Below are 23,466 nucleotides of genomic sequence, written 5' to 3'. Positions count from 1 at the left end.
GCCGTTCTCGAGCGCCGTCGTGCCGCTCCGGCGAACAGTGATCATCGAATGTGAATCCTTGCGCCGAATCGGAGAGAATCGTTGCGTTACCACCTGCGCCACAGCGTCCGCGCCGCGGGCGTCCTGCTGGCCACAGCACTGGCTGGTGCCGGTCTGCTCGGCACCGCCCAGGTCGCGTCGTCGGATGAGACTCCTGACACCGCGGTGAACCTGCTCGACCAGACCTTCGAGGCCCTCGACGTGCTGCCACGGATCGTCGGCGGCGAGCCCGCGGCCGAGGGCGACTACCCGTGGATGGTCCGTCTCGACATCGCCGGCGGACTGTGCGGCGGTGCCCTGTACCAGCCCGACCTGGTGCTGACGGCGGCTCACTGCGTCTCGCCGGGCACCGGCCCGAACACCGACATCACCGCGCTCATCGGCTCGGTCGACCTCGCCGGCGAGGACATCGTCGAGGTCGGCGGCAACCACGTCTGGTCGGCCAACGCCGAGGGCATCGGCGGCGGCTATCCGGACTGGGCGCTGATCCAGCTCGACGAGCCGGTCGAGGGTGTCCCGACCCTGCCGATCGCCACGACCGGCGAGTACGACGAGGGCGACTTCACGGTGGCCGGCTGGGGCGCCGACGCCGAGGGCGGCGACCAGCAGCAGTTCCTGCTCGAGGCCGAGGTGCCGTTCGTCGGCGATGCCGAGTGCCTGGCGTCCTACCCGGACGACGAGGGCTGGGGCTTCGTCGGCGAGATCGAGCTGTGCGCCGGCTACGCCGAGGGCGGCATCGACAGCTGCCAGGGCGACTCCGGCGGCCCCCTGTTCCGTGACGACGACGAGGGCGAGCCCGTCCAGGTCGGCATCGTCAGCTGGGGCAACGGCTGCGCCCGGCCGGACTACCCGGGCGTCTACACCCAGGTGAGCGCCGTCGCCGCGGCCATCGACGAGACGGCGGAGCTGCGCACCGCGCCGGAGGTCGACGCCACCTCGGCCGAGACCACCGTCGACACACCGGTGCGGATCGAGCTGTCGGGCACCGACCCGGAGGGCGACGACCTGGAGTTCAAGGTCTACGCGCCCGAGTTCGGTGAGCTGTCCTACGAGGACGACCCGGCCGTGCTGACCTACACCCCGGCGGCGGGCTTCGAGGGCGAGGACACGTTCTACGTCGTCGTCAACGACGGCAAGATCGACTCCGCGCCGGCGGCCGTGACGGTGACCGTCGAGGGCCAGCCGCCGACGCCGGAGCCGACCCCGACGCCGACGGAGGAGCCGACCGCCACCCCGACCGACGACCCGGGTGACGACGACGGCGACGGCGAGGAGCTGCCCGACACCGGTGCGGGCTCCGGCACGGGCATCGCGCTGGCGCTGCTGCTCGCCGGCGGTGCGGCCGCGGCGTTCGCGGCCCGGCGGCGGCTCGCGGCCCGCAGCTGACGCGGTCGGTCCGATGCGGTCCTGATCCACGCTGAACGACGGCGGTGACGCCCACTCCGGTGGTGCGTCACCGCCGTCGTTCTCGTGTGCGCCGCGCTGAGATCGGTCTGAGAACCGTATGAGAACATGATCCGCATGGGCTCCGGAGTGCGTCGTGCCGGTCATCGCGATCGGGGCCGGCGCCGGGTGCTACCCGCGCGCTCGGGCGGAGCCCGCGGTCGCCGGCTCGGCAGCCTGATCCTGGGCGTGGCCACCCTCGGCGCGGTCGGCTGGGCGGTGGTGCCCGACGGCGCCCCGGCTCCGCAGGGTGCCGCGCTCCCGCTCGCCGGCGAGCCCGCCGACGACGCCGTGGACGATTCTGCCGGCCCGTCCAAGACCGTCGTGGCGGTGCCCATCGAGCGGCCCGTCCCGAACCCGTCGGACGCCCCGGCCGTCACCCCGCCGCCGCAGATCGCCGCCACCGGACCCGGCACGTTCGCCGTCACGCCGGGGCAGAGCGGCCGGGCCGGCACCGAGGGCTCGCTGCTCACCTACACCGTCGAGGTCGAGACCGGGCTGCCGTTCGACCCCATCGAGGTGGCCGCCGTCGTCGACGCCACGCTGGCCGACCCGCGCAGCTGGATCGCCGACGGCCGGCACTCGTTCCAGCGGGTGCCCCACGGTGGCGACATCCGAATCCTCGTCGCCACGCCCGGCACCACCGACGAGCTGTGCGCGCCGCTGCGCACCCGCGGCGAGGTGTCGTGCCGCAACGGCCAGAACGTCGTCCTCAACGCGCTGCGCTGGGCGTCCGCCGTGCCGCACTACGGCGGCGACGTCGCCGGCTACCGCCAGTACGTCGTCAACCACGAGGTCGGCCACGCCCTCGGTGAGAGCCACGTCGACTGCCCCGCCCCCGGTGCCGTCGCGCCGGTCATGCTGCAGCAGACGTACGGCCTCGAGGGTTGCGTGGCCAACAGCTGGCCCTACCCCTGAGTCACCCGCTGGTGACGGCCGGGTACACCTGAGCCCCTCCCTGCCCACGTCGATCTTGGGGAAAGCGGGGAATCGATCGGACGACGAGGGCCGCAACTGCCCCCTTCCCCAAGATCGACGTGGAGGGGGCGGCACGCACGGCCTCCGGGCGGCAACGGAACGGCCCCGCGACCGGGGGTGGTCGCGGGGCCCGATGCGGTGAGGCGTCAGAGCGACGTGCCCGTGCCGACGGGGCAGGACACGCCCGTGCCGGCCAGGCCGCAGTAGCCGTTCGGGTTCTTCGCGTCGCTCAGGTACTGCTGGTGGTAGTCCTCGGCGTAGTAGAGCTCGCCGAGCGGCTCGACCTCGGTCGTGATCTCGCCGTGGCCGGCGCCCCGCAGCTTCGAGTCGTACGCGGCCCGCGCGGCGAGCGCCGTCTCGAGCTGCTCCGGCGACGTCGTGTAGACCGTCGAGCGGTACTGCGAGCCGATGTCGTTGCCCTGGCGCATGCCCTGGGTGGGGTCGTGCTCCTCCCAGAACGCCTTCAGCAGCGACTCGTAGCCGATGACGGCCGGGTCGAAGACCACCCGGACCACCTCGGCGTGCCCGGTGCGGCCGGTGCACACCTCCTCGTACGTCGGGTTCGGCGTGTAGCCGCCGGCATAGCCGACCGCGGTCGTCCAGACCCCGGGCAGCCGCCAGAAGATCCGCTCCGCCCCCCAGAAGCAGCCCATGCCGAACACGGCCTCCTGGAAGCCCGTGGGCGGCTCGGCCTCGATGGGGGTGCCCAGGACGGTGTGCGTCCCGGTCAGCGCGAAGGGACGGGTGTCACGCCCCGGCAGCGCCTCGTCCGGGCCGACCTTCCTCGTCTTCACCAAGCGATCGAACAGCGACATTCACATGCACCTCCATACACCTGAACAGCGCAGGGGCCCTGGGCGTTCCCGGGGACCGTCAGGCGACGGCGTCGACGGTGTCGGCTGCGGGCCTGCCGCCCGCGGCCACGGTCCGGAACGCCTGCTCGAGGGAGTCGACGGCGGCGGCGAGCACGTCCGCGGGGTGGGCGTACGGCAGCCGGAGCCGCTGCTCGAACGCGCCGTCGACACCGAAGCGCGGACCGGCCGCGAGCCGGATGCCGTGCCGCTCGGCCGCCACGACCAGCCGGCTCGACACCGGACGGCCGAGGTCGCACCAGAGCACCAGCCCGCCGGCCGGCACCCGGGCCCGCCAGGCCGGCAGTCGCGAGGCCAGCGCCGCGAGCAGTGCGTCGCGCCGGACCCGCAGCTCCGCACGCCGGGCCGGCAACAGGGCGTCGAGGCCACCCATCAGCTCCACCATCGCCAGCTGCTCGACCACCGCCGATCCCATGTCGACACCCGCGCGGACGGCCGCGAGCCGGCGGATGAGCGCGGTGCCGGCCCGCGCCCAGCCGATGCGCAGCCCGCCCCAGAGGGTCTTGCTGGCGCTGCCGATGGTCACCGTCAGGTCGCCGGGCAGGTAGGTCGCCAGCGGAGGCGGCACCGGCCCGTCGAGCGACAGCTCGGCCAGCGTCTCGTCGACGACGGTGAGCGTGTGGCCGCGGGTCAGCGCGGCCGCCAGCGCGCGTCGTTCGCCGTCGGACGCGAGCAGCCCGGTCGGGTTGTGGAAGTCGGGCATCAGGTAGGCCAGCCGGGGCGCGGTCTGCCGTACGGCGGCGGCGACGGCGTCGAGGTCCCAGCCGTCGTCGGCCAGCGGGACGGGGACCGCGCGAGCGCCGTGGCGGCCGATGGCGTCCAGCGCGTTCGGGTACGTCGGCTGCTCGACCAGCACGCGGTCGCCCGGGCCGGTGACCAGTTGCAGGACCAGCGAGAACGCATGCTGCGCACCGTTGGTGACGAGCACCTGCTCCGGCACGGTGGGCAGGCCGCGTGCCGTCAGCCGGTCGGCGACCGCCGCGCGCAGCTCCGGCAGCCCGAACACGTGGTAGCCGGAGCCGGGAAGATGCCGCGGCAGCTGGTCGAGCGCCGCGTCGAAGGCGCGGCGCACCTCGGCCGGTGCCTCCGGGGCGGCGTGCGCGAGATCGAGCAGGTCCGACCCGTCCGCCGCCCACGGCGTCCAGGTCGGTCCGGTGCGCGACGGCGGCAGCGCGGTTCGCGTGCCCGACCCCTGCCGGCTGACGGCGTACCCGCCGGTCCGCAGCTCGTCGTAGGCGGCCGTGACGGTCGTCCGGCTGACGCCCAGGGCCGTCGCCAGCTCGCGCTCGCCGGGCAGCCGGGTCTCCAGCGGCAGCCGGCCGTCGAGGACCAGCAGCCGGACGGCCGCCGCGATCCTCGCGTAGGCCGGGCCGCCGGTCTCGGACCAATCGCCGAGAAGCGTCGCCAGTTGCGGACCACTCACAGTGCGCATCAGGCCACTGTGGCACAAGTGGCTATGGATTCACAGGCCACCGGTGCCTGAGGATGGGGCGTGTGATGACACGACGCCTGATCCAGCTCTTCGCCGGCCTGCTGCTCTACGGCTTCAGCATGGCGCTGCTCGTCGAGGCCGGCCTGGGCCTCGACCCGTGGGACGTCCTTCACCAGGGCATCGCCGAGCGGACGGGGCTCACCATCGGCACCGTGGTCATCGCGGTGGGCGCGCTGGTCCTGCTGTTGTGGATCCCGCTGCGGCAGAAGCCGGGCATCGGGACCGTCGCGAACGCCATCGTCATCGGGCTGGTCGCCGACGCCTCCATCTGGCTGCTGCCCGCGCCGGACCCCATGGCCGCACGGATCGCCTTCATGGTCGCGGGCGTGGTGCTCAACGCCGTCGCCACGGCGGCCTACATCGGCGCGCGGCTCGGCCCGGGCCCGCGCGACGGCCTGATGACCGGCCTGGTCCGGCGCACCGGCCGGTCGGTGCGAGTGGTCCGGACCTCGATCGAGGTGACGGTGCTGGCCAGCGGCTGGCTGCTCGGCGGAACCGTCGGCGTCGGGACCGTGGCCTATGCCCTCGCGATCGGCCCGCTGGTGCACGCCCTGCTGCCGAAGTTGCAGGTCCGTGAGCCGATTCGCGTCGCTCCCGTGACCTCGGCGTCGTAGAGTCGCATGTCGTGCACGGATTCGAGACGCGAGCCATTCATGCGGGCCAGGACCCCGACCCTCGCACCGGGGCGGTCATCACGCCCATCTACGCCACCAGCACGTACGCCCAGGACGGCGTCGGCGGGCTGCGCGAGGGGTACGAGTACAGCCGCACCGCCAACCCCACCCGCACCGCGCTCGAGGAGTGCATCGCCGCGCTCGAGGGCGGCGTCCGGGGGCTCGCGTTCGCCAGCGGCATGGCCGCCGAGGACACCCTGCTGCGCGCGGTCCTGAAGCCGGGCGACCACATCGTCGTCTCCGACGACGCCTACGGCGGCACCTTCCGGCTGGTCAGCAAGATCGCCGAGCCGTGGGGCATCAGCTGGTCGGCGGCGCCGGTCACCGACACCGCCGCCGTGCGCGCGGCGGTCCGTCCGGAGACCAAGGTCATCTGGATCGAGACGCCGACCAACCCGCTGCTCAGCGTCGCCGACATCGCCGGCCTGGCCGCCGTGGCCCACGACGCCGGCGCGCTGCTCGTCGTCGACAACACGTTCGCGACGCCGTACCTGCAGCAGCCGCTCGCGCTCGGCGCCGACGTCGTCGTCCACTCGACCACGAAGTACTGCGGCGGCCATTCCGACGTCATCGGCGGCGTGCTGGTCGTGTCCGACGCCGCGCTCGGCGAGGAGCTCGCCTACCACCACAACGCCATGGGTGCCGTCGCCGGCCCGTTCGACGCCTGGTTGGTGCTGCGCGGGCTGAAGACGCTCGCCGTCCGCATGGACCGGCACTGCGACAACGCCGAGCGCGTCGTCCAGCTGCTCGAACGGCATCCGCGGGTCTCGCAGGTCCTCTACCCGGGCCTGCCCGGACACCCCGGCCACGACGTCGCCGTCAAGCAGATGAGCCGCTTCGGCGGCGTGGTCTCGTTCCGCCTGGCCGACGGCGAGCAGGCGGCGGTCGACGTCTGCGACCGGGCGAAGCTGTTCACGCTCGGCGAGTCGCTCGGCGGCATCGAGTCGCTGATCGAGCACCCGGGACGCATGACGCACGCCAGCGCCGCGGGCAGTCAGCTCGAGGTCCCGGGCGACCTCGTCCGGCTCTCGGTCGGCATCGAGACCGTCGACGACATCCTCGCCGACCTCAGCCAGGCCCTGGGCTGAGACTTTCCCCGGTGGCCCGGCGCCGAGTAGGTTGAGCCGTCGCCGTTTGGATCGGGGGAATGCATGAGCTACTACGACCACCCGGACCGGCAATGGGACACCGCCCAGTGGGCGCCCCAGCCGCCGGCCGGTGAGCCGTCCGGGCTGCGTGGCCTGCGCATCGCGCTGACGGTGTTGCTCGTGCTCGTCGCGCTGGCCGGCCTGCTGTCCGTCGTCGCGTTCGCCGGCCGGGTCGCCCTCATGGTCGACTACCTCGATACCGGGCTGCTCGATCAGTCCGAGGCTCAGAGCGCCGACGACTTCGTGAACGGGAGCGAGGTCATCTGGGGCCTGCTGTTCGTCGCGATCGTCGTGGTGTTCATCGTATGGCAGTACCGGCACGCGAAGAACGCCCGCCTCCTCGGCGCGGCCCAGGACGGCGTCGCGGGGCCCGGCTGGGCCATCGGCGGCTGGTTCATTCCGTTGGCCAACTGGGTCATCCCTGCGCGCAACCTCTACGTCACCGGCCGGGCCTCCGACCTCGAGGGGCAGCGGGCCGGCACCGGCGGGCGGGGTCCGGGCATCGTGATCGCGTGGGCCATCTGCTTCGGGCTCGCCGCCCTGCTCAGGGGCATCGCCAACGCCGCCCGGCCGATCGCCGGCGACCCCGACTTCGCCGAGCTGCTGCAGGCGTCCGACGCCTTCTCGCTGATCGCGCACCTCGGCCTCATCGTGGCGGCTGCCCTGGCCGTCGCCATGGTGCACCTGCTCACCTCGCGGCAGGAAGCGGCGCTCGCGACTCGGGCGTCGATGATCGGCGGGCAGCCTGCGTACGGCTCCTGGCCGGCTCCGCCCGGAGTTCCGTACGGCCAGCCGCAGTACGGGCAGCCGCAGCAGGGACCCCAGTGGGGACAGCCCCAGTACGGGCAGCAGGCCTACGGCCAGCCGCAGTACGGTCAGGAGCCCGCCGGTCAGCAGCCCTACGGCGACTCGCCCTACGCGCAGCCGCCCGCCGGTCAGCAGCCCCACAGCGACTCGCCCTACGCGCAGCCGCCGGCCGGCGGCGGGTACAGCCGGCCGTCGTACAGCCAGCCGTCGTACATCGAGCCGTCGTACGGCCTGCCCGCGTACGGCCCGCCGCCGTCCGGCCCGCCGAACGAGCAGCCCGTGCCGCAGGGCCAGAACCCGCCGCCGTCGCCGTTCGCGCCCGCCTCCGGCGGGTCGTCGTTCAGCCAGCCGCCCGCGGACGATGCCGCGCCGGCCGACCAGCCCTCGTCGAACGCCGACGGACCGCAGGCCCCGCCCGCACCCCCGCCGCCGGTGCCGCCGTCGTCAGCGCCCTGACGACCCGGGGGACACATGAGCTTCTACGACCAGCCCGACCACGGGCAAGGCGGCGTCGCCTGGGCGGCACCGCCCGCGCCCGAGTCGACCAGCCTGAGCGGCCTGCGGACCGCACTGACGGTGCTGCTCGGCGTCGCCGCCCTGATCGGCCTCGTCACCGTCGTCGCATCGGGGGTTCGCATCCGGGTCGTCGGCGACTTCATCGCCGGCAGTGCCGATGTCGAGCGGCTCGACGCCGCGGACGACCTCGTCGTGATCAGCGGCTGGCTGTGGATCCTGATCGTGCTGGCCATCGCGCCGGTGTTCATCGTCTGGCAGTACCGGCACGCCAGGAACGCGCGGGTCCTCGGCTCGACCTCGTGGGGGCCGGGCTGGGCGATCGGCGGCTGGTTCATCCCGATCGCCAACTTCGTCCTTCCGGTCCGGCAGCTCTGGGTGGCCAGCAAGTTCTCCGATCCACGGCAGAACGGCGCGGGCATCGTCATCGCGTGGGGTATCACGTGGGCCATCACCACCACGGTGTCGCGGGCCGCCGGCAGGCAGGAGACCAACACGCTCGAGGACTTTCGCTCGATGGACACCACCAGCCTCGTGGGCGGGGTGCTGGGCATCGCCGCGGCAGGGCTGGCGATCCTGATGGTCCGCGAGCTCACCCGTAAGCAGGAGACGATGCTGTCCGAGCGGCTGGCGCTGCTCGGCCGGCCGGCCCAGGCCGCCTGGCCGCCGCCGTACGGCCGGCAGCCGTCGCCGGCCTGGCAGCCGCACGCCGGGCCGGCGCCGTACCCGACGCCGCCGGTGAACCCGGTGACCCCGCCCGCCGGTCCGTCCCCGTTCGCGCCGCGCCCCGACACGGCACCGGGGAACCCGGGCGCACCCCGGACGCCGCCCGCCCCGCCGCCGGTGCCGCCATCGTCGACCCCGTGACACGCCGACGGCCGGCGGCCCCCCGGTGGGTCGCCGGCCGTCGCCGGCCGCAGGGAAGGGTCAGGAGTCGGCGGCCTTGCGCAGCGCCGGCAGCACCTCGGCGCCGATGCGCCGGATGGTGTCGGCCGGATCGGCGCTGGCCACCTGGATGGCCACGTAGTCGGCGCCGACGTCGGTCACCAGCGGCAGGTACGCCTCGGCGAGCTGGTCGAGGTCGCGGACGATCGTGTACTTGCTCAGGATCTCCTGGCGGTCCATGGCGTCGGCGCGCTCGCGCAGCACCGCGGGGTCGGCCACCTCGAGCCGGCCGGGCGCGCGCAGGCCGCGCATGGAGACCAGCGCTTCCCACGCCTCGTCGTCGTTCGCCGCCAGCACGACCCAGCGGGTCGCCATGACCGTGGTGTCAGCGCCTCGGGCCGTGGCCGCGTCGCGGTACGGGGTGATGATCTTCGCGACGGTCTCGGCGGGGTCCTTGACGCTGGTGATCAGGCCCTCGCAGGTCTCGCCGGCGAACGTCGCCGACTTCGGGCCGCCGGCGGCCATCCAGACCGGCACCCGTCCCGTCGGCGGGCTGTACAGCTTCGCCGTGCGGGCCTGGTAGAACTCGCCGTCGAAATCGAGCTTCTCGCCGTCGAGCAGGCCGTGCATGATGGTCAGCGCCTCGCGCATGCGCGCGATGCGTTCACCGTAGCCGGGGAACGCGTACCCCAGCGGCGCCTCGTTGATCGCCTCGCCGGTGCCGACGCCCAGGATGAACCGGCCGTTCGAGAGCCGGTCTACGGTGGCGGCGGCCTGCGCGATCAGCGCGGGATGGTAGCGGAAGAGCGGGGCCGTGACACTGGTGGCCAGCTCGACCCGGGACGTGGCCTGTGCGACCGCGCCGAACCAGGTCCAGACGTAGCTGGCGGCCGAGACGTCGTCGACCCAGGGGTGGAAGTGATCGGCCCCCGTGACCACGTCGAATCCCACCTGTTCGGCGAGGACGGCGTGCTCCAGCAGGACCTCGGGCTGGTAGGACTCATGGCTGCACAACCAGGCTAGTTTCACGGGATCACTCTATATCCAATATCTACGCGCGCCTAGATGGTCGCGCCGGGCATGGGGCTGGGGCGATCATAGGCACGCAGGTGACAGGATCGACCCCATGAGTACTGTCTCGATGGCAGACGTGGAAGCCGCGCGCGAGCTGCTGCGCGACGTCGTGCGGCCCACTCCGCTCGAGGACTCGCGCTGGCTGGCCGGACGGGTCGGCGGGCGGGTCCACCTGAAGTGCGAGAACCTCCAGCGCGCCGGATCGTTCAAGATCCGCGGCGCGTACGTGCGCATCGCGCGGCTGTCCGAGCAGGAGCGCGCCCGCGGCGTCGTGGCCGCCAGCGCCGGCAACCACGCCCAGGGCGTCGCGCTCGCGGCCAGCATGCTGCACACCAAGGCGACGGTGTTCATGCCCGAGGGCGCGGCCATCGTCAAGGAGAAGGCCACCCGGGCCTACGGCGCCGACGTGCGCTTCGCCGGCACCAGCATCGACGACGCCCTGCTCGAGGCGCGCGCGTTCGCGGCCGAGACCGGCGCCGTGCTCATCCACCCGTTCGACCACCCCGACATCGTGGCCGGCCAGGCCACCGTCGGCATGGAGATCCTCGAGCAGTGCCCCGACGTGCGCACCATCGTGGTCGGCACCGGCGGCGGCGGGCTGACGGCGGGCATCTCGCTCGCCGTGCACCACCTCAAGCCGGGCGTGCGCGTGGTCGGTGTCCAGGCCGAGGGTGCGGCGGCCTACCCGACGTCGCTGGCCGAGGGTCGGCCGGTCGCGCTCGAGCGGATGTCGACCATGGCCGACGGCATCGCGGTCGGCTGCCCCGGCGACGTCCCGTTCGACATGATCCGCCTGTACGTCGACGCCGTCGTCACCGTCTCCGAGGAGTCGCTGTCGCGGGCGCTCGTCCTGCTGCTCGAGCGGGCCAAGCTGGTCGTCGAGCCGGCCGGAGGCGCCGCCGTCGCCGCCCTGCTCGACGACCCCGCCGCCTACGAGCCGCCGGTCGTCGCCGTCCTGTCCGGCGGCAACATCGACCCGCTCCTGCTGTTGCGGGTCATCCGGCACGGCATGGCGGCCGCCGGGCGGTACCTGTCGCTGCGGGTCCGGGTGCCCGACGCGCCCGGCGGCCTGGCCCGGCTGCTGTCCGAGCTCGCCGCCGTCGACGCCAACGTGCTCGACGTCGTCCACGAGCGCACCGGGTCCACGCTGTCCATCGAAGAGGTCGAGATCGCGCTGCAGCTCGAGACCCGCGGGCCGGAGCACTGCGACCGGGTGCTGGCCAAACTGCGCGAGTCAGGCTATCCGGTTTCCATTTCTGGAGATTGAACTATCAATCCGTGAAGTCGACTTGACGTTCTGATAGATCCGGCGCCACCATGGAGGCATGAACACCCTCAGCGTGCGCGAGATCCTCGAGCAGGTGGCCGACGGCCGGCTCGACCCCACCCGGGCGGCCGTCCTGCTCGACCGGATCGAGGACGAGAAGGCCGGTGCGCCCGCCGATGCCGTGACGGACGATCCCGTCGACGCGTCGGTCTCCGCGACGGCCGCTGCTCCGGGGCCGACGGCGTCAGCCGCCGGTTCCGCCGGGGCCCGGTCCGCCGGTCCCGCCGGTGGGGCGGCCGGCCCGGTCACGCCGCAGCAGATCACCAGGGTGCAGGTGCGGGCCACCTCGCGGCGGGTGGTCATCGTCGGCGACCCCAGCGTGGCCACGGTGGCCGTGAACGGCCAGCACACCGTGCGGCGCGACGGGGCCGTCCTGCACGTCACCGGCGAGTCCGAACTGGTGCCCTCCGACGGCGCGTTCGTGCTGCTCGCGGGCGGGCGATGGCGCGACTTCGCCACCCGCCTGCAGAACCCCGGTCAGCTGCTCGACCTGCATGTGCGGGTCAATCCGGAGCTGTCCGTGGGCGCTGAGGTCATCGCCGGCTCGCTCCAGGTCGACCACGTGCCGGCGCTCGACCACGTCCGGGTCACGGCCGGCTCGCTGCGGGTGCGCGGCCTCGAGAGCCCGGTCGACCTGCTGGTCCAGGCGGGGTCCGCGCAGGTCGAGACCCGGCAGTTGGCCGGCCACTCGCGCATGCGCTGCGAGTCAGGGTCGCTGCAGCTCACCCTGCTCGAGGGGTCCGACGTCCGGATCCGTTCCGATGTCCAGCTCGGCCGGTTCCGCTCGGTGCCCGAGCGCACCGGGCGCGACCGCGACCGCGACATCGTCCTCGGCACCGGTGCCGCGGAGATCGACGCCGAGGTCGTCATGGGCGACGTCACCGTCACGCTGCCCACGGGCGGTGACCGGTGATCGGCGACTTCGGTCAGCACCTGCACCAGGCACCGTCCGACTGCCCGGTGTGCGGCGTGAAGCTGCACGTCACCCGGCTCGGGTGCGAGTCCTGCGGCACGGAGCTCTCGGGTCGGTTCGCGTCCTGCCCGTACTGTTCGCTGAACGCGCAGGACCAGAAAATCCTTGGCACGTTCCTGGTGTCGAGGGGCAACATGAGGGAGCTCGCGCGGGAGCTGGGCGTGAGTTACCCGACCGCGAGGCAGCGGTTCGCCGAGTTGCTCGAGCGGCTCGGGCTCGAGGCGCCGGCCGACCCGGGCGCGCTGCAGGCCGGCACCGTCGACCGCGAGGAGGTCCTGCGCCGGCTGGCCGCCGGCGAGCTCGACCTCGATGAGGCGACCGCACTGCTCAGCTGAGCCGTTTGATAATATCAGGCTCGACTTATATAAGAAGTCACCGGCAGTGGCAGCTGGTGGGTCGGTGCGTGCGACATCGTCGCGCCGACCCTGTCAGGGGCGCCTGCCACGATGCCTCCACCCAACAGGAGAGGACACCACCGTGAACGCCATCACCGCCGAGGGTCTGGTCAAGACCTTCGGCTCCGGGGAGAAGGCCGTGAAGGCCGTCGGGGGCGTCGACCTCGTCGTGCCCGAGGGCACCGTGGTCGGTCTGCTCGGGCCCAACGGCGCGGGCAAGACCACCACGGTACGCATGCTCACCACCCTGCTCGCGCCCGACGCGGGCCGGGCGGTCGTCGCCGGTCACGACGTCGTCAGGGAACCACAGGCGGTGCGGTCGAAGATCGGCCTGTCCGGTCAGTACGCCGCGGTCGACGAGAACCTCACCGGGCGCGAGAACCTCTGGCTGTTCGGCCGGCTCTACCAGCTGTCCAGCAAAGAGGCGTCGAAGCGGGCGGCCGAGCTGCTCGAGCAGTTCAACCTCACCGACGCCGCCGACCGCACGCTCAAGACCTACTCCGGTGGCATGCGCCGCCGGCTCGACCTCGCCGGCAGCCTCATCGTGCGGCCGCAGGTGCTGTTCCTCGACGAGCCCACCACCGGCCTCGACCCCAGCAGCCGGCTCGACCTCTGGGACGTCATCCGCGAGCGGGTGGCCGAGGGCTCGACCATCCTGCTGACCACGCAGTACCTCGAAGAGGCCGACGCGCTGGCCGACGACATCGTGGTCATCGACCACGGCGTCATCATCGCCCAGGGCACGGCCGACCAGCTCAAGGCCCAGATCGGCGGCGAGCGCATCGAGGTCATCGTGCACGACCCCGAGGCGCTCGGGAAGGCCGAGCAGGTGCTCAACCTCGGCAGCGGCGGGCAGTGCCTGCGCGACGACCACACGCGCAAGCTCACCGTGCCGACGCACACCGGCTCCAAGGGCCTCATCCAGGTCATCCGCGACCTCGACGAAGCAGGGGTCGGCATCGACGACATCGCATTGCGCCGGCCCACGCTCGACGACGTGTTCGTCAAGCTCACCGGCCGCCACGCCGAAGACGAGACGCAGGCCGAGACGGCCCAGGGGAGGGCATCGTGACCACCGACGTCGCGCCGACCGCGGCCGCGCCCAGCCGCGTCGGGCTCAACCAGGCGTTCGCCGACGCCATGACCATCACCTGGCGCAACATCCGGGCCGGCTGGCGGGTCCCGGACAACCAGATCTACATGTTCATCCAGCCGATCATGTTCGTGCTGCTGTTCGCGTACGTGTTCGGCGGCGCCATCAACGTGCCGGGCGTCGACTACGTCGACTTCCTCATGGCCGGCATCTTCGTGCAGACCATGGCGTTCGCCTGTGCGCCGGCCAGTGTCGGGCTCGCCGACGACATGCAGAAGGGCCTGATCGACCGGTTCCGCTCGCTGCCCATGGCGCGGTCCGCGGTCATCGCGGGGCGGGTCATCGCCGACCTGGTGAACCAGCTCATCGTGCTGGTCATCATGATCGTCTGCGGCTTCATCGTGGGCTGGACGTTCCACAACGGGTTCGGCCAGTTCCTGGCGGCGGTCGGGCTGCTCATGCTGTTCGCGTTCGCCATGCTCTGGGTCGGCGCGCTCATCGGCCTGTCGGTCGGCAGCCCCCAGGTCGCCGCGTCGGCCGGGCTCATCTGGCTGTTCCCGGTGGTCTTCATGTCCAACGTGTTCGTCGACCCGTCGTCCATGCCGTCGGTGGTCCAGGCGATCGCCGAGTGGAACCCGGTCAGCGCCATCGCGTCCGGCGCCCGCGAGCTGTTCGGCAACCAGAGCCTGGTCCAGTCCGAGGCCTGGCCGATGCAGCACCCGGTGGCGGCCGCGCTGCTGTGGTGCCTGCTGATCATCGCGGTCTTCGCGCCGCTGGCCGTGCGCAAGTACAAGAAGGCGTCCAGCAAGTAGCGCCTGCGGCCGAAACGACGCCGCCCGCCGGGTCCACGCGGGACCGGGCGGGCGGCGCCGCGTTCCGTGCGCCCCCGCGTCCCGCTGATCGCCGTACGTGTCGCAGTGGTCGCCCTGATCCCGTCGGTCTCAGAGGGCCCGGCTCGTTCCGCCGGCCGCAGCCCGCTCACCGCGCTGGTGGGCGTCCCCGCATCGCCACGCGGCCATGCCGAAGTCGATCGTGGAGTTTCTGCGGTGTCGATCGGGCATATCCGTCCGCAACTGCGCCGGGACTCCACGATCGACTCGGCGGGCGGGCCGGGCGGAGGTTCGACCGGTCCGCCCGACGCTCCGGCAGAAGCGACGCCGCCCGCCGGGTCCACGTGGGACCGGCGGGCGGCGTGTGCGCGTGGCGCGCCGGCGTCAGGAGCCGTAGGGCTTCGCGCTGACGACCTCGACGGTGATGGTGCTGCCGTTGGGCGCCTGGTAGGACGCCTTCTCGCCGACCTTCTTGCCGCTGATGGCGGCGCCCAGCGGCGACTTCAGGGAGTAGACGTCGATGTCGACGGAGTCGTCGAGGGAGGCGAGCTCGCGCGAGCCGAGCAGGAACCGCTCGACGTCGTCGTCGCCGTCGAACTTGATCTCGACGATCATGCCGGGCTCGACGACGCCGTCGTCCGGCGGCTCGCCGACCTGCGCGCGCTGGAGCAGCTGCTGAAGGGCGTGGATGCGGGCCTCCTGCTTGCCCTGCTCCTCCTTCGCCGCGTGGTAGCCGCCGTTCTCGGAGAGGTCGCCCTCGGAACGGGCCTCCTCGATCCGCTTCGCGATCTCGAGCCGGCCGGGTCCCATCAGGTGCTCGAGCTCCTGCTTGAGGCGGTCGTACGCCTCCTGGGTGAGCCAAGCAACGTTGTCGCTGGTAGCGGTCACGGCAACTGCTCCTCGGGTGTCTATCGGTCGCGCCGCACGCCGCGTGGGTGTGCTTCGCCGCCGGGCAATTCGCCCGGTCCAAGTGCTGACGGGGAAAGAACTAGGATACAAGCAATGTGGCAAGCCGACGATTGTCGCAGGTCAGCTGCGTGGTTCGCGGCGCGAAGGGCTCAGTCGGCCGGTGCGCAGCCGCGCAGTTCCGGCGCCACGCCGTCGCCCTCGAGGGGGATGTCGGCCGGGACCACCAAGTGCTCGTCCGGGCCGGCCGGCACCTGCAGCTCGAGCTGCCCCACGATGATGCGGCGCAGGTCGACGGCCACGAGGTCGCAGGTGACGGCCATGCCGGCGTCGCGGCGGATCTCGACGCGCGCCGTCAGCACGCCGTCGCGGGGCTCGTCCCAGCCGAGCAGCTCGGCGTCGAGCGTGGTGCCGCTGGAGCGCACGATCAGCCAGACCACGACGGCCGCCACCAGCGCGACGCCTGCCGCGACGCCGACGAGCACGCCGCGCGATTCGCGCCGGCTCCGCCGGCCGTAGCGTTCGGCCAGCAGGTCGCGCTGTGCGGTGTCGTTCTCGGCCATGCGGGAATGTCCCCAAGGGGCTGGACGCGTTGTTGTCGGTGTCGTGCGGCACCATTATCCCCGTCGGCGGCGGCCGCGATGAGCCGCCCCGTGCGGGTGGTGCGGTCTCGGGCAGCGGAGGCCGGCCGGTGGCCGCCGGCGCGCACACAGAGGTTTCCGACCGATGGGGTTTCCGGTGTCCGAGCAGCTGCGGCTGATGCACGTCCACGCTCATCCCGACGACGAGTCCAGCAAGGGGGCCGCGTCGACGGCCCGCTATGTCGCCGAGGGCGTCGACGTCCTCGTCGTCACGTGCACCGGCGGTGAGCGCGGGTCCATCCTCAACCCGAAGATGGACCGTCCCGACGTCCTCGCCAACATCACCGAGATCCGCCGGGAAGAGATGAACGCCGCCCGCGAGATACTGGGCATCCGGCAGGAATGGCTGGGCTTCGTCGACTCCGGGCTGCCCGAGGGCGACCCGCTCCCGCCGCTGCCCGAGGGCTGCTTCGGCCTCATGCCGGTCGAGAAGGCCGCCGAGCCGCTGGTCGAGATCATGCGCCGGTTCCGCCCGCATGTCGTCACCACCTACGACGAGAACGGCGGCTACCCGCACCCCGACCACATCATGTGCCACAAGATCACCGTCGCGGCGTTCGCCGCCGCCGGCGACCCCGCCCAGTACGCCGGCAGCGGCGAGCCGTGGCAGCCGCAGAAGCTCTACTACCACCACTCCTTCAGCCGCATGCGCCTGCTCGCCCTGCACGAGGCCATGGAGCAGCGCGGCCTGACCTCGCCCTACACCGAGTGGCTGGCCGAGTGGGACGGCGACAAGAGCTGGGACGACCGCGTCACCACCCGGGTCGAGTGCGCCGAGTACTTCCCGGTCCGCGACCGCGCGCTGCTGGCGCACGCCACCCAGATCGACCCCGACGGCTCCTGGTTCGCCGTCCCGCTCGAGGTGCACCAGCAGGCCTGGCCCACGGAGGACTACGAGCTGGTGACGTCGCACGTGCCCACGCAGACGCCCGAGGACGACCTCTTCGCGGGACTGCGGTGAGCACCATCGCCGCCAGCGGTGCCACAATGGAGGTCCGGGGGATGACACGAGGAGAGTCAAGGGTCTGATGGGCATCCTGCGAGCGGTGGCGCTCACCGCGGCGGAGACGGAGCCGGACAACTCCGAGATCGGCCCCGGCCTGTACGGCTTCCTGGTCGTCGTCTTCCTCATCCTGGCGCTGGTGATGCTCTACCGGAGCATGCGCAAGCAGATCCGCAAGGTCGACTTCGATCCCGAGGGCACCTCCGACGCCGAGCGCATGCACGGCCACCAGGAGCCGCCGGAGCGATGAGCGCCGGGTCGGCGGCCGTCGACACGCTGGTCGCGGTGCGCCGGGCCCGCGACTTCATCGACCGGAACTACGCCGATCCGCTCGAGCTGGCCGACATCGCGGCCGCCGCGGGCTACTCGCGGTTCCACCTGGTCCGGGCGTTCAAGGCCGCCTACGGCGAGACGCCGGGCCGCTACCTGCAGCGCCGCCGGGTCGAACGGGCCCAGGAGCTGTTGCGCGTGGCCGACCTCAACGTCACCGAGATCTGCCACGTGGTCGGCTTCACCAGCCTGGGCTCGTTCAGCCGGCTGTTCTCGGAGCTGGTCGGGGTGTCGCCGTCGCAGTTCCAGCGCGACGCGCACGCGGCCGGCGCGCCGCTGATCCCCGGCTGCTACATCCTCATGTGGGGCCGGCCGCTGCCGAGGCAGACGCCGAAGACAGCAACCACGGAGAAGCCCCCGGCGGCCCACCCCTCCTAACGTCGAGGACACCAAGCGATCGACCGACAGGGAGCCACGATCATGATCACCAAGCTGGGTGTCGCGACGGCGTACGTGAGCGACTACGACCAGGCGCTCGACTTCTTCATCACCAAGCTCGGCTTCGAGCTGCGCACCGACGTGACCATGGAGAACGGGTTCCGCTGGCTGACGGTGGGGCCGCCGGCCAGCCCGGAGTTCCAGCTGAACCTGACGGTGCCCGGCCCGCCCATGCACGACGAGGCCACCGCGGCCGCGCTGCGCGAGCTGATGGCCAAGGGCGCGCTCAGCGCCGGTGCCTGGAACACCGACGACTGCCGCAAGACCTTCGCCGAGTACACCGCCCGCGGGGTCGAGTTCATCCAGGAGCCGGCCGAGCGGCCGTACGGCGTCGAGGCGGTCTTCCGCGACGACTTCGGCAACTGGTACAGCCTCAACGAGCTCAACGACAAGGCCCTGGACCAGCAGGCGATGGCGGACGCCTTCGGCTCGAGCACGGAAACCCCTTGACGCATCGTGACCGGACTGTAACCCTGGGCGGGCTTGCGCCAGAGGATCAGCCTCACGGGGGGCGCTTGCGCGGGAAATCGGGGGGTTTCTCATGGTGCGTACGTCGCGTGCGCGAACAACAGCAGTCCTGGCCACCGGCGTTATCGCCGTGTCGGCGGTGTTGACCGCTCCGGCGGCGGTCGCGAGGGGCTCGTCCGAGCCGTCGCCGGTGGTGGAGCTCGACGGTCCGCGAGGAGTGGACGTCGACCACGCCGGCCGCATCGTGGTGAGCGAGGCCGACGGCACGGTCAGCATCGTCACCGATCGCGGCCGACACCCGAAGGTGCACGAGATCGGCTCCGTGCCGGCGGGCTTCCTCGCTCCGGCGGTGGCGGTCGGCCGGTCCGGCCGCGTGTACGCCCTGACTCCGGGCGGCGAGCCGGGCACCGGCGCGGCCACGCTCTACCTGCTCCGGCACGGCAAGCCCGCGAAGCCGATCGCGGACATCGCGGCCTACCAGCAGGACGACATCGACCCCTACAACATCGAGGGCGTGCCGGAGGAGTCGAACCCGTACGGGGTCGCCGCGCTGAAGGATGGCAGCGTCCTGGTGGCCGACGCCGCCGGCAACGACCTGCTCCGCGTGTACCCGGACGGCGACATCGTCACGGTCGCCCGGCTGAAGCCGCGCGTCGTCCCGGTGCCGGAAGAGCTGCCCGACGATGTCGAGGGAGAGCCGCTACCGCCGGCCGGGACGCCGATCCCGGCCGAGGGTGTCGCGACCTCGGTGACGGTCGGCTCCGACGGCTACTGGTACGTCGGCGAGCTGCGCGGGTTCCCGGCGACGCCGGGCACGTCGCAGATCTGGCGGATCAAGCCCGGCTCCGTCGATGCGGTGTGCGACCCGGAGCGGCCGAACCGGGGCGACTGCCGGCGCTTCGCCGACGGCCTGACGTCGATCGTCGACCTCGCGCCGGGCAGCAAGGGGAGCATCTACGCCGTCGAGCTGGTGACACAGAGCTGGTTCCAGTGGGAGCTCGGGATCGCCCCGCCGATCGGCGGCCTGTTCCGGGTCCGGCCCGGCGGCTCGATCAAGGAACTGGCGCCCGGCACGCTGACCCTGCCCGGCGGCGTCGACACCGCCTCGAACGGAAAGATCTACGTGACCGGGCCGATATTCGGGCCGGGTTCGCTCTGGCGCATCGGGTGAATTCACTATGGACGAGTAACCGGTTACATTGCGTGATGAGAAATGTGAATCCCCGTCATGCCTGCCGTCACAAGAAGGTGTTCTGAAGGCGTGTGTGAGTTCGCGTTGACAGCCCTGCCCCTGTGGGTGCATGCTCTGCGTTGGCCGAGGTCTACGCGGCGTACGCGGAGGCCACGGCTGGTCGAACTTCACGTGTGATGATCGATTGTCACAGGCCGGGGGGCACTCGCCCTTCGGTGTCGGACTCGCGACAACGTCGCGACGCTTCGATGCCGAAGGGCGATTGACATTTGTTGGTGTGTTCCCCGGAGCCTCACCCGGGCATTCTTGTATGGGGGCGGACGGATATGCCCGGTGCGCGGCGTCCTATCGCGCGGACCGCAATGGTTCTCCTGCTCGTGGCCGGCTCGGCAGGGGCCGCCGGCACGAGCGCGGTGGCGAACAGCAGCGGCAATCACCTCGTCGGCGGGTTCGAGATCGACGGCAACTTCTACGAGGGCTTCGCCAACGGGACCACGGCGACCGGTCCCGGCGGCGACCCGGTCGACTGGGGGAGTGCCGACATCTACCCCGACGGCGTCGACGTCGTCGGGGACCCGCTCGGCAGCACCGACGAGACGGTGTTCGACCGCGGCAGCAAGGAGAACGACCTCGCGTCGTGGAACGACGACGGGTCAGCGGCGGCGCCCGGCAAGGGCGACCTCGGCCGCGTGTACGTCACCGACCGCGTCGCCGGTGGCGACCAGTACCTGTTCGTCGGCTTCGAGCGCGGCACCGACAACGGCACGGTGCGCTGGTACGTCGAGCTGAACCAGCGTCCCAACACCGTCAACGACGAAGACACCGCGATCCCGGACCGCACGATCGGGGACCTGCGGGTCACCCTGTTCAACCTCGGCAGCCGGCCGATCCGGGTCGACGCCCTCGAGCGGTGGCGTGGCGACGGCTGGGTCTCCGCCGGCGCCACGAGCGCCGTCACGGTCCTGGCCAACGACTCCGACGTCAGCACGTCCAGCGACGAGTCCCCGCTCGCCACGGAGCAGTTCGTCGAGCTCGCCTTCGACGTGACGGACCTCTTCGGCGACGACGACCCGTGCGGCCTCGGCGGGGTCGCCGCGGTCTGGGTCCGCAGCGCTCCTGGCCTCAGCCCGTCGTCGGAGCTGAAGGACTACGTCACCGGTGCCGTCGACGCGCCGGCCCGCTGCGGTCCGCTGACCATCGAGAAGCACGACGCCGGCGGCGAGCCCTTGGGCGGCGCGACCTTCACCGTCGAGCCGAACCCGATCCCGGGCGCGGCCGGCCCCGGCTCGCTGACCATCACCGACAACGACGACAACGACGCCGACCCGGCCGATGGTGTCGTCGTCATCGACCCGGCACTGCCCGGCGACTACACGATCACCGAGACCGCGCCGCCGCCCGGCTACGTCCAGGAGACCGAGCCGCAGGACGTCACGCTCGGAAAGTTCGGCTCGGCTGCCGTCACGTTCGTCAACCGCCTCGGCACGCTCGCGTGGGACAAGCTCGACGCGGAGTCCGGCGACCCGGTCTGCTGCGCGACGTTCACCGTCGAGGGCACCGGCGGCGCGGCCGAGGGCACCTCGGTCACCGTCGTCGACAACGGCGAGAACGACGCCGACCCGGCCGAGGGCGCCCTCCTGGTCGAGGACCTCCCGACCGGCACGTACACCGTCACCGAGACCGAGGCGCCCACGGGCTACGACCTGCCGGAGAACCCGGTCCGCGACGGCATCGTCGTCGACCAGGACGCCCCTGACGCCACCGTCGGCGAGCCGTTCGAGGACCCGCGGCTGCTCTCCGAGCTGGCGGTTCTCAAGCTCGACGCCGACACGCAGCAGCCGGCCGCCGGCGCCGTCTTCGAGCTGTACCTCGACGACCCCGCCGACGGCGTCGCGGACGCACCCGGCGGCGACACCCTGGTCGGCGACTGCACCACCGGCGACGACGGCACCTGCACCATCGGCGACCTCGCCTGGGGCACCTACTACTGGTACGAGGCTCAGGCGCCGGCCGGCTACGAGCTTCCCGCCGACCGGATCAGCGGCATGACCACGATCGACCGCGACAACGCCGGTGGCGACCTCCCGGTGTCGACGCTGACCGACCGGCAGCTCCGCTCGACGCTGCTGATCATCAAGAAGGACGCGACCACCCACGACAGCCTGGCCGGCGCCCGCTTCGTGGTGCGACGCGACGACGGCGACGGCGTGTTCGACCCCGGCGACGACCCGGTCGTCGATCCGCCCGGTGAGGTCGTCACGGACGGATTCGGCGGCGCAACCGTCACCGGACTGCTGTTCGGGACCTACTGGGTGGAGGAGACGGCCGCCCCGACCGGCTACGAGCTGCCGGTCCCCGCGCACACCGGCCCGTACACCTTCGGCCCGGACAACGCGGGCGACGTGATCTCGTTCATCGTCGAGAACGAGCAGAGGCTCACCGACCTGTCGGTGCTCAAGCTCGACGGCGGCTCCGACAGCCCCGAGCCGCTGGCCGGAGCCACCTTCGAGCTGTACCTCGACGACGACACCCTGGTCGGCGAGTGCACCACCGGCGACGACGGCCTCTGCACCGTCACCGGCCTGGGCTTCGGGACGTACTACTGGCTCGAGACCGCCGCGCCGCCCGGGTACGACCTGCCCGACGACCCCTCCAGCGAGCTCGTCACCATCACCGCCGAGAACGCCGGCACCCAGCTGGAGCCGCTGGCCTTCTCCAACCCGCGCACGCCGGGCACGCTCACCGTCCTCAAGCTCGACGCCGCCGACGACGCACCGCTGGCCGGCGCGCAGTTCGACCTGATCGATGAGGACGGCGACACCCTCGCGGGCAGCTGCACCACCGGTGACCACGGCACCTGTTCGATCGGTGACCTCGGCTTCGGCACCTACCACTGGGTCGAGACCGCGGCGCCGCTCGGCTACGACCTGCCCGACGACGTCACGAGCGACTCGATCGTGGTCGACGCCTCCACCGTCGACGAGCCGGCGCGGTTCGAGATCCGCGACCCGCGGCTGCGCTCGGAGCTGTCGGTCCTGAAGGTCGACGCGTACGACGCGACGGCGCTCGCCGGGGCCGAGTTCGAGCTGCGCGCCGGCGACGCCGACGGCGACGTCGTCGGCACCTGCACCACGGGCGACGACGGCACCTGTACCGTCGGCGACCTCGGCTTCGGCAGCTACGTCTGGGTCGAGACCGCCGCGCCGCAGGGCTACGCGCTGCCCGACGACGCCACCAGCGACCCCGTCGTCATCGACGCGTCGAACGCCGGCGGCGAGCTCACCCGGGTCGTCGTGCACGACCCACGACTGCTGTCGGAGCTGAGCGTGCACAAGGTCGCCGAGGACACCGGCGAGTCGCTGCCGGGCGCCGTCTTCGACCTCGTGCTCGAGGGCGACGACGACATCGTGGTCGGCACCTGCACCACCGGCGACGACGGGCTCTGCTCGGTCGGCGACCTCGACTTCGGCGACTACCACTGGGTCGAGATCACCGCGCCCGACGGCTACCTGCTGCCCGGCGACGTCACCACCGAGACGATCTCGATCACGGCCGGGAACGCCGGCACCGACATCGCCGCGGTGACGGTCGTCGACCCGCCGGCCGACGAGCCGCCCACTGCGTCGCCCACTGCGTCGCCCACACCGACCCCGTCGCCGACGGAGCCGGGCCCGTCGCCGTCGCCCGCCCCGGGCGAGCCGGGCGAGCCGGACCTGCCCAACACCGGTCTCGGCGACCCGCTCCGGCTGGTCGCGCTGGTCGCGGCCGCCCTGCTCGCCGCCGGCGCGGCGGTGCGGCGGCGGGCACACCGCACCTGACCGGGGAAGCCTAGGCCGACAGGCGATCTCGGGATGCAGCGCGGGCGCGCGTGACCACGTCTTCGTGCCGTTCACGGTGATCTCGACGAACCGGATCGCCTGGTCATCCTGGCGCCCCAACGCTCGG

General features: G+C 72.2%; 22 protein-coding genes. 17 read left to right on the top strand and 5 right to left on the bottom strand.

Features of this window, described 5'->3' with window-relative positions; translation table 11 throughout:
- The first annotated feature begins 81 nt into the window (after positions 1–81).
- Together E1212_RS16745 and E1212_RS16740 are read left to right on the top strand one after the other, a co-directional pair.
- On the top strand, positions 82–1,425 hold the full coding sequence (locus E1212_RS16745; RefSeq protein WP_131984456.1) for a trypsin-like serine protease: 1,344 nt from the start codon (positions 82–84) through the stop codon (positions 1,423–1,425).
- A 246-nt stretch (positions 1,426–1,671) separates the two neighbouring features.
- Positions 1,672–2,400, top strand: a complete 729-nt coding sequence (locus E1212_RS16740) for a DUF3152 domain-containing protein (RefSeq protein WP_162605514.1) — start codon at positions 1,672–1,674, stop codon at positions 2,398–2,400.
- Between the two features lie 206 nt (positions 2,401–2,606).
- On the opposite strand, the gene msrA is transcribed toward E1212_RS16740, so the two are convergent.
- Together msrA and yczR are read right to left on the bottom strand one after the other, a co-directional pair.
- Complete coding sequence (gene msrA, locus E1212_RS16735) at positions 2,607–3,275, bottom strand: peptide-methionine (S)-S-oxide reductase MsrA (RefSeq protein ID WP_131984452.1); 669 nt, start codon at positions 3,273–3,275, stop codon at positions 2,607–2,609.
- Between the two features lie 58 nt (positions 3,276–3,333).
- Positions 3,334–4,764 (bottom strand): MocR-like transcription factor YczR, encoded by a 1,431-nt coding sequence (yczR, locus tag E1212_RS16730; RefSeq protein WP_131984450.1) that lies wholly within the window; start codon positions 4,762–4,764, stop codon positions 3,334–3,336.
- 65 nt (positions 4,765–4,829) lie between these two features.
- Here yczR and yczE point away from each other — a divergent pair, with 65 nt between their 5' ends.
- The 4 genes from yczE (at position 4,830) to E1212_RS16710 (ending at position 8,833) form a co-directional block, all read left to right on the top strand.
- Positions 4,830–5,438 (top strand): membrane protein YczE, encoded by a 609-nt coding sequence (gene yczE / locus E1212_RS16725; protein WP_203416928.1) that lies wholly within the window; start codon positions 4,830–4,832, stop codon positions 5,436–5,438.
- Positions 5,439–5,449: 11 nt separating this feature from the next.
- Entirely contained in the window at positions 5,450–6,586 is a 1,137-nt protein-coding gene (locus E1212_RS16720; RefSeq protein ID WP_131984446.1) for a cystathionine gamma-synthase, read from the top strand.
- A 63-nt stretch (positions 6,587–6,649) separates the two neighbouring features.
- Positions 6,650–7,909, top strand: a complete 1,260-nt coding sequence (locus E1212_RS16715) for a DUF4328 domain-containing protein (RefSeq protein ID WP_131984444.1) — start codon at positions 6,650–6,652, stop codon at positions 7,907–7,909.
- A 15-nt stretch (positions 7,910–7,924) separates the two neighbouring features.
- Positions 7,925–8,833, top strand: a complete 909-nt coding sequence (locus E1212_RS16710; RefSeq protein ID WP_131984442.1) for a DUF4328 domain-containing protein — start codon at positions 7,925–7,927, stop codon at positions 8,831–8,833.
- Between the two features lie 60 nt (positions 8,834–8,893).
- Here E1212_RS16710 and E1212_RS16705 read toward each other — a convergent pair whose 3' ends face one another.
- Positions 8,894–9,880, bottom strand: coding sequence for an LLM class flavin-dependent oxidoreductase (locus tag E1212_RS16705; RefSeq protein WP_131984440.1), 987 nt, complete (start codon positions 9,878–9,880; stop codon positions 8,894–8,896).
- A gap of 97 nt (positions 9,881–9,977) precedes the next feature.
- Between E1212_RS16705 and ilvA the strand changes: the two genes are divergently transcribed.
- The 5 genes from ilvA (at position 9,978) to E1212_RS16680 (ending at position 14,525) form a co-directional block, all read left to right on the top strand.
- The gene (gene ilvA / locus E1212_RS16700) at positions 9,978–11,192 is read left to right on the top strand and encodes a threonine ammonia-lyase (protein ID WP_131984438.1); all 1,215 of its coding nucleotides are present in this window, start codon (positions 9,978–9,980) and stop codon (positions 11,190–11,192) included.
- A 58-nt stretch (positions 11,193–11,250) separates the two neighbouring features.
- Positions 11,251–12,165: a hypothetical protein gene (locus E1212_RS16695; protein ID WP_131984436.1), complete on the top strand. Its 915-nt coding sequence runs from the start codon at positions 11,251–11,253 to the stop codon at positions 12,163–12,165.
- Complete coding sequence (locus tag E1212_RS16690) at positions 12,162–12,560, top strand: DUF2089 domain-containing protein (RefSeq protein WP_131984434.1); 399 nt, start codon at positions 12,162–12,164, stop codon at positions 12,558–12,560. Before E1212_RS16695 ends, E1212_RS16690 begins: the two co-directional genes overlap by 4 nt.
- Before the next feature lie 142 nt (positions 12,561–12,702).
- Positions 12,703–13,692 carry an ATP-binding cassette domain-containing protein gene (locus E1212_RS16685; protein WP_238992372.1) on the top strand — a complete coding sequence of 330 codons (990 nt, stop codon included), beginning with the start codon at positions 12,703–12,705 and terminating at the stop codon, positions 13,690–13,692.
- Positions 13,689–14,525: an ABC transporter permease gene (locus tag E1212_RS16680; RefSeq protein WP_238992371.1), complete on the top strand. Its 837-nt coding sequence runs from the start codon at positions 13,689–13,691 to the stop codon at positions 14,523–14,525. The genes E1212_RS16685 and E1212_RS16680 overlap by 4 nt, the downstream gene beginning before the upstream one ends.
- 402 nt (positions 14,526–14,927) lie before the next feature.
- Here E1212_RS16680 and greA read toward each other — a convergent pair whose 3' ends face one another.
- Both greA and E1212_RS16670 read right to left on the bottom strand, forming a co-directional pair.
- Positions 14,928–15,431 carry a transcription elongation factor GreA gene (gene greA, locus E1212_RS16675; RefSeq protein WP_131984430.1) on the bottom strand — a complete coding sequence of 168 codons (504 nt, stop codon included), beginning with the start codon at positions 15,429–15,431 and terminating at the stop codon, positions 14,928–14,930.
- Positions 15,432–15,601: 170 nt separating this feature from the next.
- The gene (locus tag E1212_RS16670) at positions 15,602–16,012 is read right to left on the bottom strand and encodes a DUF4307 domain-containing protein (protein ID WP_131984428.1); all 411 of its coding nucleotides are present in this window, start codon (positions 16,010–16,012) and stop codon (positions 15,602–15,604) included.
- A 175-nt stretch (positions 16,013–16,187) separates the two neighbouring features.
- Between E1212_RS16670 and mca the strand changes: the two genes are divergently transcribed.
- The 6 genes from mca to E1212_RS29515 all read left to right on the top strand — a co-directional run bounded on the left by mca (position 16,188) and on the right by E1212_RS29515 (position 23,339).
- Positions 16,188–17,051 carry a mycothiol conjugate amidase Mca gene (mca, locus tag E1212_RS16665; RefSeq protein WP_131984480.1) on the top strand — a complete coding sequence of 288 codons (864 nt, stop codon included), beginning with the start codon at positions 16,188–16,190 and terminating at the stop codon, positions 17,049–17,051.
- A gap of 67 nt (positions 17,052–17,118) precedes the next feature.
- Entirely contained in the window at positions 17,119–17,343 is a 225-nt protein-coding gene (locus E1212_RS16660; protein ID WP_131984426.1) for a hypothetical protein, read from the top strand.
- Entirely contained in the window at positions 17,340–17,801 is a 462-nt protein-coding gene (locus E1212_RS16655; protein ID WP_131984424.1) for a helix-turn-helix transcriptional regulator, read from the top strand. The genes E1212_RS16660 and E1212_RS16655 overlap by 4 nt, the downstream gene beginning before the upstream one ends.
- Before the next feature lie 42 nt (positions 17,802–17,843).
- Positions 17,844–18,311, top strand: a complete 468-nt coding sequence (locus E1212_RS16650) for a VOC family protein (RefSeq protein ID WP_131984422.1) — start codon at positions 17,844–17,846, stop codon at positions 18,309–18,311.
- 148 nt (positions 18,312–18,459) lie between these two features.
- Positions 18,460–19,500 (top strand): ScyD/ScyE family protein, encoded by a 1,041-nt coding sequence (locus tag E1212_RS16645; RefSeq protein ID WP_203416926.1) that lies wholly within the window; start codon positions 18,460–18,462, stop codon positions 19,498–19,500.
- 383 nt (positions 19,501–19,883) lie between these two features.
- Positions 19,884–23,339 carry an MSCRAMM family protein gene (locus tag E1212_RS29515; RefSeq protein WP_162605512.1) on the top strand — a complete coding sequence of 1,152 codons (3,456 nt, stop codon included), beginning with the start codon at positions 19,884–19,886 and terminating at the stop codon, positions 23,337–23,339.
- The last annotated feature ends 127 nt before the right edge of the window (positions 23,340–23,466 follow it).

The organism is Jiangella ureilytica (assembly GCF_004348545.1).
GTDB classification, from domain to species: domain Bacteria; phylum Actinomycetota; class Actinomycetes; order Jiangellales; family Jiangellaceae; genus Jiangella; species Jiangella ureilytica.
The sequence above is the reverse complement of the archived record's forward strand: the minus strand, read 5'-3'. Positions and strand labels throughout refer to the sequence as shown.